General features: G+C 67.6%; 12 protein-coding genes. 5 read left to right on the top strand and 7 right to left on the bottom strand.

Translation table 11 applies throughout. The features are described 5' to 3' along the window. Positions 1-17: 17 nt before the first annotated feature. Positions 18-2738 (top strand): TonB-dependent receptor domain-containing protein, encoded by a 2721-nt coding sequence (locus BZF61_RS00530; RefSeq protein ID WP_086616680.1) that lies wholly within the window; start codon positions 18-20, stop codon positions 2736-2738. A gap of 174 nt (positions 2739-2912) precedes the next feature. Here the strand turns inward: BZF61_RS00530 and BZF61_RS00525 are convergent, their stop codons facing one another. The 7 genes from BZF61_RS00525 to BZF61_RS00495 form a co-directional block, all read right to left on the bottom strand. Beyond that, positions 2913-3587: a response regulator transcription factor gene (locus BZF61_RS00525; protein ID WP_086616679.1), complete on the bottom strand. Its 675-nt coding sequence runs from the start codon at positions 3585-3587 to the stop codon at positions 2913-2915. Between the two features lie 128 nt (positions 3588-3715). After that, entirely contained in the window at positions 3716-4738 is a 1023-nt protein-coding gene (locus BZF61_RS00520; protein ID WP_086616678.1) for an aldo/keto reductase, read from the bottom strand. Between the two features lie 11 nt (positions 4739-4749). Then, the gene (locus BZF61_RS00515) at positions 4750-5490 is read right to left on the bottom strand and encodes an SDR family NAD(P)-dependent oxidoreductase (RefSeq protein ID WP_086616677.1); all 741 of its coding nucleotides are present in this window, start codon (positions 5488-5490) and stop codon (positions 4750-4752) included. Positions 5491-5511: 21 nt separating this feature from the next. Continuing rightward, positions 5512-6654, bottom strand: coding sequence for an acyl-CoA dehydrogenase family protein (locus BZF61_RS00510; protein WP_086616676.1), 1143 nt, complete (start codon positions 6652-6654; stop codon positions 5512-5514). Positions 6655-6863: 209 nt separating this feature from the next. Beyond that, positions 6864-7712 carry a ferredoxin--NADP reductase gene (locus BZF61_RS00505; RefSeq protein ID WP_425429591.1) on the bottom strand — a complete coding sequence of 283 codons (849 nt, stop codon included), beginning with the start codon at positions 7710-7712 and terminating at the stop codon, positions 6864-6866. 110 nt (positions 7713-7822) lie between these two features. Next, the gene (locus tag BZF61_RS00500) at positions 7823-8872 is read right to left on the bottom strand and encodes a Fe(3+) ABC transporter substrate-binding protein (protein ID WP_086616675.1); all 1050 of its coding nucleotides are present in this window, start codon (positions 8870-8872) and stop codon (positions 7823-7825) included. A 62-nt stretch (positions 8873-8934) separates the two neighbouring features. Then, on the bottom strand, positions 8935-9954 hold the full coding sequence (locus BZF61_RS00495; RefSeq protein WP_245804438.1) for an ABC transporter ATP-binding protein: 1020 nt from the start codon (positions 9952-9954) through the stop codon (positions 8935-8937). 35 nt (positions 9955-9989) lie between these two features. On the opposite strand from BZF61_RS00495, the gene BZF61_RS00490 reads away from it, so the two are divergent. The 4 genes from BZF61_RS00490 to bchO all read left to right on the top strand — a co-directional run bounded on the left by BZF61_RS00490 (position 9990) and on the right by bchO (position 15334). Continuing rightward, positions 9990-11669 (top strand): ABC transporter permease, encoded by a 1680-nt coding sequence (locus tag BZF61_RS00490; RefSeq protein WP_086616674.1) that lies wholly within the window; start codon positions 9990-9992, stop codon positions 11667-11669. Between the two features lie 82 nt (positions 11670-11751). Beyond that, positions 11752-12753 (top strand): magnesium chelatase ATPase subunit I, encoded by a 1002-nt coding sequence (bchI, locus tag BZF61_RS00485; RefSeq protein WP_086616673.1) that lies wholly within the window; start codon positions 11752-11754, stop codon positions 12751-12753. Further along, positions 12750-14465 (top strand): magnesium chelatase subunit D, encoded by a 1716-nt coding sequence (locus BZF61_RS00480; RefSeq protein ID WP_086616672.1) that lies wholly within the window; start codon positions 12750-12752, stop codon positions 14463-14465. Before bchI ends, BZF61_RS00480 begins: the two co-directional genes overlap by 4 nt. Beyond that, the gene (bchO, locus tag BZF61_RS00475) at positions 14462-15334 is read left to right on the top strand and encodes an alpha/beta fold hydrolase BchO (protein ID WP_086616671.1); all 873 of its coding nucleotides are present in this window, start codon (positions 14462-14464) and stop codon (positions 15332-15334) included. Before BZF61_RS00480 ends, bchO begins: the two co-directional genes overlap by 4 nt. The last annotated feature ends 3 nt before the right edge of the window (positions 15335-15337 follow it).

The raw sequence follows: 15337 nt of genomic DNA, 5'->3' as shown, positions 1-15337 counted from the left end.
TCGAGGGGTCCTCACCTATGCCCTACGGCAAGCGCCTGGCAGGCCTGCTGCTTCTCACCACGTCGCTGACTTTGCCATCGCTGCTTCACGCACAGGATGCGCCGCAGGACGAGCCCATGGTCGAAGCCGAAACGGTCGAGGACGAGACCCCGCCCAAGGACGAGCTCCAGCAGTCCGACGTGTCGGTCCCCGGCGGCGGGATCATCGTCACCGGCCGCCGCAACCGCGATCCGGCGCGCAGCTCCAGCCAGGTGCTGACCGTGCTGTCGGAAGCCGACATCGCCCGCACCGGCGAAGGCGACATCGCCGGAGCGCTGGGCCGCGTCAGCGGGCTCTCGCTGGTCGGCAACGGGCGCGTTTTCGTCCGCGGTCTGGGCGATCGCTACTCGCTCGCGCTGCTCAACGGCCTGCCGCTGCCCAGCCCCGAGCCTTTGAGCCGCGTCGTCCCGCTCGACATCTTTCCGACCAGCGTGATCTCCTCCTCGCTGGTGCAGAAGACCTATTCGGCCAACTTCCCGGGCGAATTCGGCGGCGGGGTGATCAACCTCACCACCAAGGCGATTCCGACCGAGGATTTCTTCACCGTCAGCCTCGGCACGAGCGGCGATACCGAGACCACCTTCGAAAACGGGCTGACCTATTTCGGCAGCCGTTGGGACACCTTCGGCTTCGACAACGGCAACCGCGACATCCCCACCGCTTTGCAGACCCTGATCGACAGCGGCACGCGTATCAACGACGCTCCGGCCGAGCTCCAGCGCCAGCTCGCCGGACAGATCATGCCGCTCAATCTCGTCACGCTGCAGAAGAACGACAACCTGCCCGCCAATTTCTCGGCCAGCATCACCGGCGGCGCCTCGTTCGAAGTCGGCGACGGCAACTACCTCGGCATGATCGCCACCGCCGGGATCAGCAATACCTGGCGCAACCGCTCGGTCATCAGCCAGCAGTTCGGCGATGCGCAGGCGGGCGACATCATCTTCGATTCGAACACCTTCATCACCGACAACAAGGTGCTGGTGAACGGGCTGATCGGCCTCGGGCTGGACATCGGCGAGCACACCATCCGCTGGACCAACCTCTACATCCGCGACACGCTCAAGACCGCGCGTCTGGCGCAGGGCACCGACTTTTTCACCGACCGCGTCACCGGGTTCGACTTCCAGACCCAGCAGACCGGCTGGTTCGAACGCCAGCTGATCGATTCCCAGCTGGTTGCCGAATTCAACTTCAACAAGCTCCAGATCGACCTGCGCGGCGGCTATGCCCAGACCGATCGCGAGGCGCCCTACAACGCCATCGTCCCCTATTTCCGCACCAACTTCCCGGTCGAGAGCGATCCCTTCGGCGACAAGTTCGTGGTCGATGTCGGCGCGCTGATCGGCGGGACCGAGCGCATTCAGGTCGGTTTCGAGGACCTCACCGAGAAGCTGTGGTTCGGCGGCGCGGACATCTCCTACGAGCTGACCGACAATCTCAGCGTCACCGCGGGCTACAGCTATTCGGACACCGACCGGCGCTCGACCTCGTTCATCATCCGTCCGCTGATCGGCTCGACTGCCGAATTCACCACCGCGCTGCGCGCGCTCGGGCTGCGGCGACCGGGCGAGATCATCAATGGCGCGGTGCTGGCGAGTGATGCGAATGGCGTGCCGCTGTTCAACGTCACGGTCTCCGATCCCACTCCCTTTCCGGTGTTCGATGCGGCGCTGAGGATCCATGCCGGTTACGGCCTGCTGCGCTACCGGCCGAGCGACACGATCAGCATCGAGGCCGGGCTGCGCTACGAGGACGGTTTGCAGGTGGCCGCACCCGATCCGGTGTTTGCCGGCGGGGTGCCCGCCAACCCGACCCGCATCGCCAATGACTACTTCCTGCCGTCCGCCACGATCACCTGGGAGGTGACGGACAATCTCCAACTGCGCCTTTCGGGTTCGCAAACGATAGCCCGCCCGCAGTTTCGCGAGCTGGTGGAGCAGACCTATTTCGATCCGGAATCCAACCGCCGCTTCCGCGGCAACCCCTTCCTCAAGGACAGCGAGCTGATCAACGCCGAAGCGCGGCTCGAATATTATCTCGGCGGGCCGAGCAAGGTGAGCCTTGCCGGCTTTTACAAGGACATCGACAATCCGATCGAAAACTTCCTGATCACCGCACCCGGCATCATCGAGACCAGCTACGCCAATGCGCCCGCAGCCCAGCTCTACGGCGCCGAGTTCGATTTCGCCTATGGCATCGACCTCGCGGACTGGGGCGGCCTGTTCGAAACCAAACAGTTCCTGATCCTCGCCAACTACACCTGGACCCAGTCGAAGATCTCCGTCGGGGCGAACGATCTGGCGCCGATCCCAGGTGCGATAGATCAGCCCGCGAGCCAGCTGTTCGACGACGGCGCGCCGCTGGTGGGCCAATCGGACCATGTTGCTAATCTCTCGCTCGGCATCGAGGATACCGAGAAGGTGCAACAGGTCACCGTGCTGCTCAACTACGCGAGCGAGCGCGTGACACTGCGCGGCGGGGCGCTGCCCGACGCGGTCGAGAACCCCGGCCTGACAGTCGACGTGGTGGCCCGTTCCGAGCTCAAGCTCGGCGGAGTGCCGCTCGAGCTGAGCTTCGAGGCGCGCAACATCTTCGGACGCGACAATTTCGAGTATCAGGAAGTGAATGGCAACCGCGCCGAACTCAACACCTTCCAGGTCGGCACCAGCTTCGCGCTGGGGGTGAAGGCTTCGTTTTGATGGGCGGCGCGGCCCATCCGGGCCGCGCCTTCCTCGCATGTTTTGCGTTCCGCCGCGCGTCCGTGCCGCGACATCCTTGATCCTTGCGGGCCTGCCGGCGGCCGCTCGGCCTTGCGGTCGCTGCGCGACCGGTCCAGCGCAAGGATGATTGGTGGGATGGCTTAACGGCCTCAATCATCCCAGATCGAAAACGTATCCCATAGAACGCACCGTGCGCAGCGGGTTGCCGCCGCCCGCCGCCTTGATCGCGCGGCGCAACCGGCCGACCCACACGTCCACCGTGCGCTCGTCGATCGGGGGTTCGCGCTTGCCGAGGCCGCTGATCAGGTCCTCGCGGGTCAGCACCCGGTTGGGGTTCTCGGCAAAGAAGCGCAGCAGGCGGAATTCGTTGGGACGCAACGGGATCGGCTCGCCGTTCCAGCGCGCCTGGAGGGCCGCCATGTCGATGCTGAGCGCGCCCGCCTCGAAGCGCTGGGTGGCGTGGCGCTCGGCCCCGCGCGCCTGCAAGGCCAGCACCCGGTCGAGCACCGCGGTGCGGGTGAGCGGGCCGACCACGTAATCATCCGCACCCGCACGCAGCGCACGGCGGCGATCCTCGGCATCGTCGTTTTCGAGCACCATGGTGATGTGGGCATCGGCCGTGCGGGCATCAGCGCGCAACCGGCGGCACATCTCCAGCCCCGCGAGATCGTCCATCACCCAGTCGATGAAGGCCCACATCGGCCCTTCGACCAGCCGGCGCGGGCCTTCCGGCCCCAGCCTGTCGAAGGTGAAGCGGCGCTGGTCATGCACGAAATCATCGAGGCTTTCGCCAAGTTCGCTGGTCAGGAAGATGTTGATCACGTCCATGTGGGCCCCGCATGGTTGCGCGGCTGGCTTGGCCCAAGCATATGACGCGTTTGTGACTGGATTTCAGTTGTATGTAACAACGCCGCAAGCTCAATTGCGCGCGGCTGCGCGCATATCGGCGCGACCATTCAGCCAGTTATGCTGAGCTTGTCCATCGCCGGCATCGGCATTCCCATTCCGGTCGGCCACTTGGGGCGATAGGGCGCCTCGAGCGCGGCCACTTCCTCGCCGGTCAGCGCCACATCGAGCGCCTTGACGGCGTCGGCGATGTGATGCGGCTTCGTCACGCCGATGATCGGGGCGGTGACCTGGGGCTTGGTGAAATGCCAGGCAAGACCGATGGTGGCCATCGCGACGCCGCGTGCCGCAGCGAGCTTGTGCACGGCATCGACCACCGCACGGTCAGCCTCGTCATCGGCCTGGTAGAGCGCCTTGCCGATGCTGTCGGTTGCGCTGCGGACGGTGCACTCGCCCCACCGCCGGGTCAGCCGCCCGCGCGCAAGCGGGCTCCACGGGATCACACCCACGCCCTGATCGGCGCACAGCGGCAGCATCTCGCGCTCCTCCTCGCGGTAGAGCAGATTGAGCTGGTTCTGCATCGATATGAAGCGCGTCCAGTCATTCGCCCGCGCCACCTCCTGCGCCTTGGCGAACTGCCACGCATACATGGAGGATGCGCCGATATAGCGCGCCTTGCCCGCCTTGACGATATCGTGGAGCGCCTCCATCGTCTCCTCGATCGGCGTCGCATCGTCCCAGCGATGGATCTGGAACAGGTCGACATAGTCCATGCCGAGCCTTGTCAAGGAATCGTCGATCGCCGCAAACAGCGCCTTGCGCGACAAGCCGCCACAATTGGGGGCATTGCGCCATACCCCGAAAGCTTTGGTGGCGACCACGATCTCGTCCCGGCGGGCCATGGCGCGCAAGCAAGCGCCGGTGATCTCCTCCGAAGTGCCGCCCGAATAGATATTGGCGGTGTCGAAGAAATTGATTCCGGCCTCCAACGCCCCGCGGAAACAGGAGCGCGCGGCCTCCTCGTCCAGCAGCCAGTCTCCGTGCCAGCCCTTGGTTGTATCACCATAGCTCATGCAGCCGAGGCACAGCCGCGAGACAGTGAGGCCGGAGCGCCCGAGGCGGGTGAATTGCATCGGGTTTCTCCTCAGGAGAGCGTGAGGCCGCCGTCGACCACCAGCGTCTGGCCGGTGATGTAGGCACTCAATGGCGAAGCCAGGAACAGCGCGGCGCCGGCCATGTCCTCGGGCGTGCCCATCCGGCGCAGGGGGATCTTCCTGATGGTGGCTTCAAGCCTTTCGGGATGCTCGGTGGTCACCGCGGTGAGCTTGGTCGGCACGAGGCCCGGAGCGATGCCGTTGACCCGGATGCCGTCCCGCGCCCAGGCCTCGCCCAACGTCTTGGTAAGGCTGGCAGCGCCTGCTTTCGAGGCGGCATAGGCAGGCGTGCCGATGGTCGATTTGAACGCGGCGACAGAGGAGACGATGATGATCGTGCCCCCGCTTGCGGCGAGTGCGGGATGGAAAGCGCGGGCGGCGTCCATCACCGAATTGAGGTTGATATCGACCACCGCGTCCCAGCCCTCGCGGGTGAATTCCTGCCGTCCGTAGCGGACGGTGCCTTGCGAGAGGACGAGCACATCGAGCGGGCCGAAAGTGGCTGCCAACTGTTCCGCCGTATCGCGATCGGTCAGATCAAGCTGACGGTAGTCAAGGCCGGTAAAATCCGCATCCTCGGCCTCGAGATAGTCGCCGCAATCGGGCCGGGTGCCGGTGACGGTCACTGCCGCGCCGCGCTGGCGGAAGCCGTGGGCGATGCCGTTGCCTATCCCGCTCGACCCGCCGATCACGAGGACGCGCTTGCCGGTGAAGTCGAGCGGTTCGGTCATTTCAGGCTCCTCCGAGGGCGCTTAAATCGAGCGGCTGATCACTTCCTTCATGATTTCGTTCGTCCCCCCAAAGATACGCGTCACCCGCGCGTCGCGCCACAGCCGGGCGATGGCGTATTCGTTCATGTAGCCCGCCCCGCCGTGAAGCTGGAGCGCGACATCGCAGCATTCCCATTGCAGCTCGGTATGCCAGAGCTTGGCGGCGCTCGCCTCGTCGGTGGTGAGTTGGCCTGCGAGATGGCGCTTGATCGCCCAGTCGAGATGCGCCCAGCCGACCTGCAGCTTGGCCTTGAGGTCGGCAAGGGTGAACTTGGTGTTCTGGAACTCGAACACGGTCTTGCCGAAAGCCTTCCTGTCCTTGGTGAACTTCACCGCTTCGTCAAAGGCGCGCTGCGCGGCTGCCTGCGCGCCGACCGCGATGCTGAGGCGCTCCTGCGGCAGTTCCTCCATCAGGTGGACGAAGCCCATGCCCTCGGCGCCGAGGATGTTGGTCATCGGCACGCGGCAATCGTTGAAGAACAGTTCCGAGGTGTCGGCGGCGTGCTGGCCGATCTTGTCGAGATTGCGGCCGCGCTCGAAGCCGGGGGTGTCGGCGTCGACTAGCACCAGCGAAATGCCCTTCGCGCCCTTGTCCGGGTCGGTCTTGGCCACCACGATCACCACATCGGCGTTCTGGCCGTTGGTGATGTAGGTCTTCGACCCGTTGATGACGAGGTGGTTGCCGTCCTTCTTCGCGGTGGTGCGGATGCCCTGCAAGTCAGAGCCTGCGCCCGGCTCGGTCATGGCGATGGCGGTGATGATGTCGCCGCTGACCATGCCGGGGAGGTACTTGGCGCGCTGTTCGGGGGTGCCGAGGCGCTCGAAATAATTGGCGGTGATGTCCGATTGCAGCGTGAAGCCCGCCGACGAGCCAAGGTAGGAAAGCTCCTCGGCGACGATGCAGTTGAACCCGAAGTCGAGGCCGAGGCCGCCGTTTTCCTCCTTCACCGTCGGACACAAGAGGCCCGCCTCGCCCACCGCCTTCCACACCTCGCGCGGGACGATGCCATTAGCTTCGTGCTCGTCGAGATGGGGGGTGAGATGTTCGGCGAACACCTTGCGGACAGTGTCGCGGAAGGCCTCGTGATCGGCGTTGTAGGCGGTGCGGTGGGCGGTTGCGAGCATCGGGCTTCTCTCCGGGCAATGGGTTTCGATTTGCCACGATACAAGCCCGCGCGCTGGCAAGGGTCAAGCGCGAAAGTGGGGGTGGCTCACGCCCCGCCCGCCGTCGGTCGTCCCGAATCCGATCCGGGGCTTGGGCCTTGGCCTCGAATGTCTGGCGGCAAGGCAAGCGCGCCGCGTGTCACCCACGCGGCGACGAAAGCGAAGGCGCCCTAGCCAACGAACGCGCGTTCGATCACGAACTGCCCCGGCTTGTTGTTCGCGCCCTCTTCAAACCCGCGGCGTTCCAGATCGGCGGCGTGGTCCTTGATCATCGCCATCGAGCCGCACAGCATCACGCGGTCTTCCTCGGGCACGAAGTGCTTGGGGCCCTTGGACTGCGCGAACAGGCGGCCATCGTCGATCAGCGCCTGAATCCGCCCCGTGGTGTGGAAGGGTTCGCGGGTGACGGTGGGGATGTAGATCATCCGCGCGCGATCTTCGTCCTCGAGCAGCGGGTCGCCTTCGAGCCTGCTCTCCAGCAGTTCACGGTAAGCCAGTTCGGCGACATGGCGCACCGAGTGGACGACGATCACTTCCTCGAACATCTGATAGACCTCGGGATCGCGCACGAGGCTCATGAAGGGGGCAAGCCCGGTGCCGGTCGAGAGCATGAACAGCCGCTTGCCCGGCAGCAGCGCGTCGGTCACCAGCGTGCCGGTCGGCTTCTTGCCGAGATAGATCGGATCGCCGGGCTGGATATATTGCAGGCGGGAAGTCAGCGGGCCATCCGGCACCTTGATCGAGAGGAACTCCAGCTCCTCGGCATAGGAGGGCGAAGCGACCGAATAGGCGCGCAGCAGCGGCTTGCCGTTGTCGCCGGGAAGGCCGATCATCACGAACTCCCCCGAACGGAAGCGGAAGCTCGCCGGGCGCGTCATCTTCAGGCTGAACAGCCCGTCGCACCAGTGGTGGACATCGGTGATGGTCTCGACGGAGAGCGCCGCGCTTTCGATGAACTGGTCGCGGGTCAGGGTGAGCTGGTTCAAAAGGGCCTCGGAACTGTGGTCAGCGCCGCCCATGCGGGCGGCCGGAATGAGGGCGCACATGGCCGACAACCGCGCCCCCTTCAAGACAGTTTAGTGATAAGGGGCAAAAGCGGGCCTTGGATTGCGGCAGATCAACCCGCCGCTCAGTTCCAGCCCGCCCGGTCGAAGATTTTCACCGCCTCGGCCTGGCCCTTGCCGATTTCTGCCGCGCTGAGCGTGTCCGCCTTGAAGCTGCCCAGCTGCTCGACCGCCGAATTGGCCGTGAGGCCGGCGGCTGCGGGATATTCGTTGTTGCCGTCGGCAAAGTAGCGCTGGGCGCTTGGCGAGGTCAGGTATTCGAGAAACTTGATCGCGTTCTTGCGGTTGGGCGCGGTCTTGACCACGCCCGCGCCCGAGATGTTGACATGGGTTCCCGTGCCGGCCTGATCGGGGAAGATCACCCCCACGGCATCGAAGATCGCCTTTTGCTTGGCATCACCCCCGTCATAGCGCGCAAGGTAGTAGGTGTTGACGATCGAGATGCGGCACTCGCCCGCCGCCACCGCCTCGATCATGCTGGTGTCATTGCCTTGCGGTGGCTGCTTGAAGTTGGCGACCACGCCCTTGGCCCATTTTTCCGCCTCGGCCGCACCCTTGTGGGCGATGATGCTGGAGAGCAGCGAGATGTTGTAGATGTTGGAGGACGAACGCATGCAGATCTGGCCCTTGAATTTCGGGTTGGCGAGATCGGCGTAATTGGCGAGGCCTTCCGGCTTTCCTTGGGCCTTGTTGTAGATGATGATCCGCGCGCGGGTCGACAGGCCGAACCACAGGCCTTGCGGGTGGCGCAGATGTTCGGGGATGCGCTCGCGCAGCACCGGCGAACCGACCGGCGCCAGCACGCCCGCTTGCTCGGCGCGCCATAGACGCCCGGCGTCGACGGTGATGAGGATATCGGCCGGGCTGAATTCGCCCTCCGACTTGATCCGTTCGATCAGCGCGTCGGCATCGGCCTCAATCCGGTTGACCTTGATGCCGGTGGCCTTGGTGAAGTCATCGTAGAGCGCCAGATCGGTGTCGTAATGGCGCGAGGAGTAGATATTGACCTCGCCGGTGATCGGCACGGGGGCACCCTCTCCCTCGGGAGTTTGCGAGCAGGCGGCGGTCAGGGCAAGGCCGGCGCAGGCGATCAGGCCGAGCAGCAGGTTCTTCATGGTGAGGCTTTCCAGTCAAGAATTGCGAATGACTTGCAATATTATCTGAACCTGCGCAACCCTTAATTTCGCGCGAACACCCTGAGCGTGCCGGGGCGCGGCTTCACCCGGTAGCGTGCCCCAGGATTGACGGGGGCGGCGGTTTCGACGGTGATCTCGCTGCCGTCGGGCGCCACCAGCACCACCCGCACGCCCTTGCCTTGCGCATGGCAATCGCGCACCGTGAGGCCGCCGGCATCCTCGATGAGATCGAGCGCATCGGCATGGACCAGCAGGTCGACCTCGTCCACATCGGGCACGTGTCCCAGCGCACATTCCCAGGGCCATCGCCCGAAGGCCGAGGCAAAGCCGACCTCGGCCCGCGTCCCAGGCACCACCTGCGCGCCGCTGAACATCGCCCCCACCGCCGCGCTGACGGGGGCATCGTGCAATTCCTGGGGCGAGGCGAACTGGACGATCCGCCCGGTCTCCATCACAGCGATCCGGTCGGCAATGTCGAGCGCTTCGGCGGGATCGTGGGTGACGAGCACCGTGGTCGCGCCGCGCTCGCGCAGGATGATGCGGCAGTCGCGGCGCAAGCGGCGGCGCAGGACGATGTCGACGCTGGCGAAGGGCTCGTCCATCAGCAGCACCTGCGGCCCCGGCGCCATCGCCCGGGCGAGCGCGGCCCGCTGCTGCTGTCCGCCCGACAATTCGTGCGGATAGCGCGCACCCAGTCCCGCCAGACCGACCCGCGCCAGCCAGTTTTCGACCTCGCCATGGCGCTCGCGCGGCAGGCCGAAGGCGATATTGGCGGCGATGGTCATGTGCGGAAACAGCGCGCCGTCCTGGAACACCAGCCCCACCGGGCGCGCTTCGGGCGGCGGGCACCTCCGGGCATCGGCCAGCACCGCGCCATCGAGCAGGATGCTGCCCTGCTGCACCCGCAGCATCCCCGCAGCGAGCGCCAGCAGAGTTGACTTCCCGCAACCCGAGGCGCCAAGCAGACAGGTGATCTCCCCGGTCGGCGCGCTGAAGCTCACGTCCTCCAGCGCCCGCACCGGGCCATAGGCATGGGCAATATGACGGAATTCGAGGCTCAAATGATGATCCTGCCCATGACAGCCGGGGACGTGCGGTGAGCCGCCTTAGGCAATTTGCAGGCCCGCAGGCAAGCGCGCGCGCGCAGGCGAACCCGGGATCGGGCGCCCGTTGGAGCCTTGCCGCGCTCGCCATTGCCGCGCTGGCGGGCCTGCCGATCGGCGCGATCCTGTTCGCCGCGGCCGCGGGCGGGATCGGGGCGATCGTCCATCTCGCGCGCACGGTGCTGGGCGAATATCTCGCCAACACCGGCCTTCTCATGCTGCTGGCGGGCGGCTTGGCCACGCTGGTCGGCACGGGCTGCGCATGGCTGGTGGCGGCGAGCGCCTTTCCGGGGCGCCGCGTGCTCGGCTGGGCGCTGGTGCTCCCGCTGGCGGTGCCGGCCTATATCGCGGCCTATGTCTATGCCGACCTGCTCGACTATGCCGGGCCGGTGCAGAGCGCGCTGCGCGGCCTTACCGGCTGGGGCCCGGCAGATTATGCCTTTCCGCAGATCCGCTCGCTCGGCGGTGCGGCGCTGGTGCTGGCGCTGGTGCTCTACCCATACGTCTATTTGCTGGCGCGCACCGCCTTTGCCACGCAGAGCCTGGCCCAGCTGCGCGCCGCGCGCAGCCTGGGCGCCGGCCCGGCGCGGGCCTTCTGGCGGGTGGCCCTGCCCGCCGCGCGCCCGGCCATCGCCGGTGGCCTCGCGCTGGTGCTGATGGAGGTGCTCGCAGATTTTGGCGTCGCGGAATATTTTGCCATCCCGACCTTCTCGACCGGCATTTTCCGCAGCTGGCTGGCGATGGGAGACAAGCCGGCCGCGCTCAAGCTTGCGGCGGTGATGCTGGTCTTCGTGATCGCGCTGGTCGCGCTCGAAGCGGCAACGCGCGCCGGGCGCAGCGACAGCCGCGACGGGTTGGCTGCGCGCGCAGGGGCAGAACCGCTGGTGGCGCTCTCGCCCGGCGGCAAGGCGCTTGCTTTCCTCGCCTGCTTCACGCCGGTGCTTTTCGGCTTTCTCGTGCCTGCCGGCGCGCTCGGCGCGATGGCGCTGACCGAGGCCGCGCGCGGGGCGGCGGGCGATCTAGCGACCTATGCGGCGGGCAGCCTGTGGCTCGGGCTGGCCACCAGCGGGGTGTGCCTTGTGGCCGCGCTGCTGCTGGCCTTCGCCCGCGCGCGCTCGGCCTCGCGGCTCACGGCGGGTGCGATCAGGCTCGGCACGCTGGGTTATGCCCTGCCCGGCGCGCTGCTGGCGGTGGGCCTGCTCGCCCCGCTCGGCAGCCTCGATCAGAGCCTGACACGCCTGGCGCGCGATTGGCTGGGGTGGAGCGGCGGGCTGCTGCTGACCGGTACTGCGGCGATCCTGGTCTATGCCCTGGCGGTGCGGTTCCTGACGGTCGCCTACAACGCAGTCAGCGGCGGGCTGGCGCGCATTCCGCCCGGGCTTGATGCCGCGGCGCGCTCGCTCGGCGCGGGGCCGGCACGGGTGCTGGCGCGCATCTATGCCCCGCTGCTGGGACCGAGCCTTGCCGGCGCCGCTGCGCTGGTGTTCATCGACACGGTGCGCGAACTGCCGGCAACGCTGATCCTGCGGCCCTTCAATCTCGAAACCCTCGCCACCCGCACCTACCGGCTGGCCAGCGACGAACGATTGATCGAGGCCTCGATCCCGGCGCTCATCCTCCTCGCCGCGGGGCTGCTGCCGGTGCTGCTGCTCAGCCGGCTGGGGAAAAGATAGCGCGGTGTAAAGCGGGCTGGACGGCATATCTGTCCAACTTGCAGCTTGTCCCGCCGCAAGGCCGCGTTACAACGCCAGACCTATGGCACGATTTCCCTTTTCCGCGATCGTCGGGCAGGACGAGATGAAACAGGCGCTGCTGATTGCGGCGGTCGATCCTGCGGTAGGCGGGGTGATGGTGTTCGGCGATCGCGGGACGGGCAAGTCCACCGCCGCGCGCGCGCTCGCCAGCCTGCTGCCCCCGATCATGGCGGCCGAGGATTGCCCCTATGGCGCCTCGAAAGAGGATCAGGCGCGCTATCCCGACGTGTGCGGCACCGGCAAGATGGTCAAGCGCCCCGTGCCCTTCGTCGACATGCCGCTGGGCGCGACCGAGGACCGGGTGATCGGCTCGCTCGACCTCGAGCGCGCCTTGAGGTCGGGCGAAAAGGCGTTCGAGCCAGGCCTGCTCGCCAAGGCGCATCGCGGCTTTCTCTACATCGACGAGATCAACCTGCTCGAGGATCACCTCGTCGATCTGCTGCTCGATGTCGCCGCCTCGGGCGAGAACGTGGTCGAACGCGAGGGTCTTTCGGTGCGCCACCCGGCCAGGTTCGTGCTGATCGGCAGCGGCAACCCGGAGGAGGGCGAGTTGCGTCCGCAGCTGCTCGACCGCTTCGGCCTGTCGGTCGAGGTGCGCACTCCCAAGGATATCAACGTGCGCATCACGATCATGCAGCGGGTGGCCGAGAACGAGGCCGACCCGGAGGGCTTCGCCGCGCGCTGGGCGGCGGAGGACGACAAGATTCTCAAGCGCATCGCCCGTGGCAAGGCCAGACTGCCCAAGTTGATCCCTTCAGACGAGGTGCTGCGCGATTGCGCCAAGCTTTGCCTTGCCGTGGGCGCGGATGGCCTGCGCGGCGAGCTGACGCTGATGCGCGCGGCCCGCGCGCTGGCCGCGCTCGAAGGGGCCAAGGCGGTGACCCGCAAGCACCTCGTGGCCATTGCCCCCTCGGCGCTGCGCCACCGGCTGCGGCGCGACGTGCTCGACGAGACCGGCTCGACGTCACGCATCACCCGCGCGATCGAAGAGCTGTTCGGATGATCGAGGCCAAGGCCAGCGTCGATCCGCTGGACGAGGCGGTGCTGGCGGCGCGCTTGTTTCTTCTGGCGCCAAGATTGTTCGGCGGGATGGTGCTGCGCGGCGCATCGCCGGCACGCGAGGCGTTGGTGGCGGCGCTGGGCGAGGCGATCGCGCTGCGCCGGATGCCCGGCCATGTCGATGACGAGCGACTGCTGGGCGGGATCGATCTTGCCGCCAGCCTCGCGGCCGGCAAGCCGGTGCGCCAGACGGGCCTTATCGAGGAAGCGCGCGGGGGCGCGCTGATCGCAGGCATGGCCGAGCGGATGGATGCGAGCATTGCCGGGCGGCTCGCCCAAATGCTCGACTCCTCGGCTGACGAAGGCAAAGCCGCACTGGTGCTGTGCGACGATGCGACCGAGCCGGACGAAGGCCCGCCCGTCAGCCTTACAGAGCGCCTCGCCTTTGCCTGCGATCTCAGCCAGTCGCGCCGCTGGCAGGGCGTGGAACTCGCTCCCGCCGTTGGGAGCCTTGCCGATGTAGCGCCGCTCGATGAGGCGGCGATGAAGGCACTGGCCGCCACCGCCGAAATGCTTGGGGTCGTGAGCTTGCGTGCGCTGATTTTCGCCGGCGCGGCCGCCCGCGCGCTGGCTGCGCTCGACGGGCGCGGGGCGGCGGAGGCGCGCGATCTGGAAGGCGCGGTGCGCCTGGTGCTCGCACCGCGCGCCACGCGCCTGCCACCCGAGGAGGCGGAACACCCCCCCGAGCAGCAGGATGAGCCGCCCCCGCCGCCCGAGGGCGAGCGTGACAACCAGCAGGACAGCGAAAGGCAGCAACAGCAGGAGCCGGAGCTGGCCGACATTCTGGTCGAGGCGGCCAAGGCGGCGATCCCGGCCAATCTCCTCGCGCAACTCGCGCAGGGCAAGGCCCCGCGCCGGAGCAATGCCAGCGGCACCGGCCAGAAGCGCAAGGCCGCCACGCGCGGCAAGCCGCTGGGCGCGCGCCCGGGCATCCCGCGCGGCGGGGCCAAGCTGGCGCTGATCGACAGCTTGCGCGCCGCGGTGCCGTGGCAAGCCGTGCGGCGCCGCGAACAGGGCGCAAACCCCGACGCGCCGATCATCATGCGCAAGCAAGACCTGCGCATCCGCCGCTTCGAGGAGCGCGCGGCGCGGGTCACGATCTTCGCGGTCGATGCCTCCGGCTCGGCGGCGGCGGCGCGGCTGGCCGAGGCCAAGGGCGCGGTCGAACTCATGCTGGCACAGGCCTATGTCACCCGCTCGCAAGTAGCGCTGGTCGCGTTCCGGGGCGAGACGGCCGAACTGCTCTTGCCTCCCACCCGCTCGCTCACCCGCGCACGCCGCAGCCTGATCGACCTGCCGGGCGGTGGCGGGACCCCGCTGGCGATGGGCCTCAACGCCGCGCGGGAATGCGCCGAAGCGGTCATCGCGCGCGGCCGCAGCGCGGCGCTCGTCATCCTCACCGATGGGCGCGCCAATATCGCCGCCGACGGCTCGCCCGGCCGGGCGCAGGCCAGGCAAGACGCCGAAGCCGCCGCCCGGGCAATCTGCGCACGCGGGATCGACGCGCTCGTGATCGACATCTCGGCCCGCCCCGGCCCCGAAGGCGCGGCGCTGGCCGAAGCGATGGGCGGGCGCTTCCTCGCCCTGCCCCGTGCCGACGCGCGGATGCTGCAATCTGCAATCAAAGCCGCGCAAATGCTCGGCAAGGCGGCATGAGCACGCTCGACTGGAACCGCGAGGGTCTGATCTGGCCGCACCGGGATGCGAGCACCTTCGTGCCCGTCGGCAAGGCGCGCTGGCACGTGCAGCAGATGGGTTCCGGCCCAGCGCTGCTGCTGCTCCACGGCACCGGCGCCTCGGTGCACACCTGGCGCGGGCTGATGCCGCGCTTGGCGCAGGATTACACCGTTATCGCACCCGACCTGCCGCGCCATGCCTTCACCACCGGGCATGACGCCTACGCCATGAGCCTGCCCGCCATGGCGGCCGAGGTGGCCGGGCTGTTGGCCGCGCTCGATGTCGCGCCGGTGGCGGTTGTCGGCCATTCGGCCGGATCTGCGCTCGCGCTGCAGCTCGCGCTGGCGCACGGACTTGACGGGCCGATCGTCGGCCTGTCCGCCGCGCTGCGCCCTTTTCCGGGGCCGCTGGCGCAGATCTATCCGGCGATTGCCAAGGCGTTGTTCGTCAATCCGCTGGTGCCGCGCCTGTTTTCGAGCACCATCGACTGGGCCGGCGGGGCGAGACGGTTCCTGTGGCGCGCGACCCGCTCGCGGATCGATCCGGTGGGGTTCGAATGCTACCGTACGCTGTTCAAGAACGCCCGGCACGCGGGCGGCGGCCTCGCGATGATGGCGAATTGGGACTTGCCCGGCTTGCGCGCGCGGATGGGCGAGGTTCGCAATCCAGTGCTGCTGGTGCACGGCGGTCAGGACCCGGCGATCCCGCTCGACTGGGCGCGCGAGGCGGCCGGCTGGCTCCCCGATGCCCGGCTTGAAGTCCTGCCCACTCTGGGCCATCTTGCCCACGAGGAAGCTCCCGGCGTGGCCGCTGCGCAGATCGCCGCCTTCCTTGCAGAGCGGGCTTAGGAG

It is taken from the genome of Erythrobacter tepidarius (assembly GCF_002155695.1).
Lineage (GTDB): Bacteria > Pseudomonadota > Alphaproteobacteria > Sphingomonadales > Sphingomonadaceae > Erythrobacter > Erythrobacter tepidarius.
The sequence above is the reverse complement of the archived record's forward strand: the minus strand, read 5'-3'. Positions and strand labels throughout refer to the sequence as shown.

Excerpts from the sequence above, each read along its gene's own strand:
- BZF61_RS00510 (WP_086616676.1), bottom strand. The coding sequence starts at position 6,654 with ATGCTCGCAACCGCCCACCGCACCGCCTACAACGCCGATCACGAGGCC.
- BZF61_RS00480 (WP_086616672.1), top strand. The coding sequence starts at position 12,750 with ATGATCGAGGCCAAGGCCAGCGTCGATCCGCTGGACGAGGCGGTGCTG.
- BZF61_RS00505 (WP_425429591.1), bottom strand. The coding sequence starts at position 7,712 with ATGGGCGGCGCTGACCACAGTTCCGAGGCCCTTTTGAACCAGCTCACC.
- BZF61_RS00525 (WP_086616679.1), bottom strand. The coding sequence starts at position 3,587 with ATGGACGTGATCAACATCTTCCTGACCAGCGAACTTGGCGAAAGCCTC.
- bchO (WP_086616671.1), top strand. The coding sequence starts at position 14,462 with ATGAGCACGCTCGACTGGAACCGCGAGGGTCTGATCTGGCCGCACCGG.
- BZF61_RS00520 (WP_086616678.1), bottom strand. The coding sequence starts at position 4,738 with ATGCAATTCACCCGCCTCGGGCGCTCCGGCCTCACTGTCTCGCGGCTG.
- BZF61_RS00530 (WP_086616680.1), top strand. The coding sequence starts at position 18 with ATGCCCTACGGCAAGCGCCTGGCAGGCCTGCTGCTTCTCACCACGTCG.
- BZF61_RS00515 (WP_086616677.1), bottom strand. The coding sequence starts at position 5,490 with ATGACCGAACCGCTCGACTTCACCGGCAAGCGCGTCCTCGTGATCGGC.
- BZF61_RS00500 (WP_086616675.1), bottom strand. The coding sequence starts at position 8,872 with ATGAAGAACCTGCTGCTCGGCCTGATCGCCTGCGCCGGCCTTGCCCTG.
- bchI (WP_086616673.1), top strand. The coding sequence starts at position 11,752 with ATGGCACGATTTCCCTTTTCCGCGATCGTCGGGCAGGACGAGATGAAA.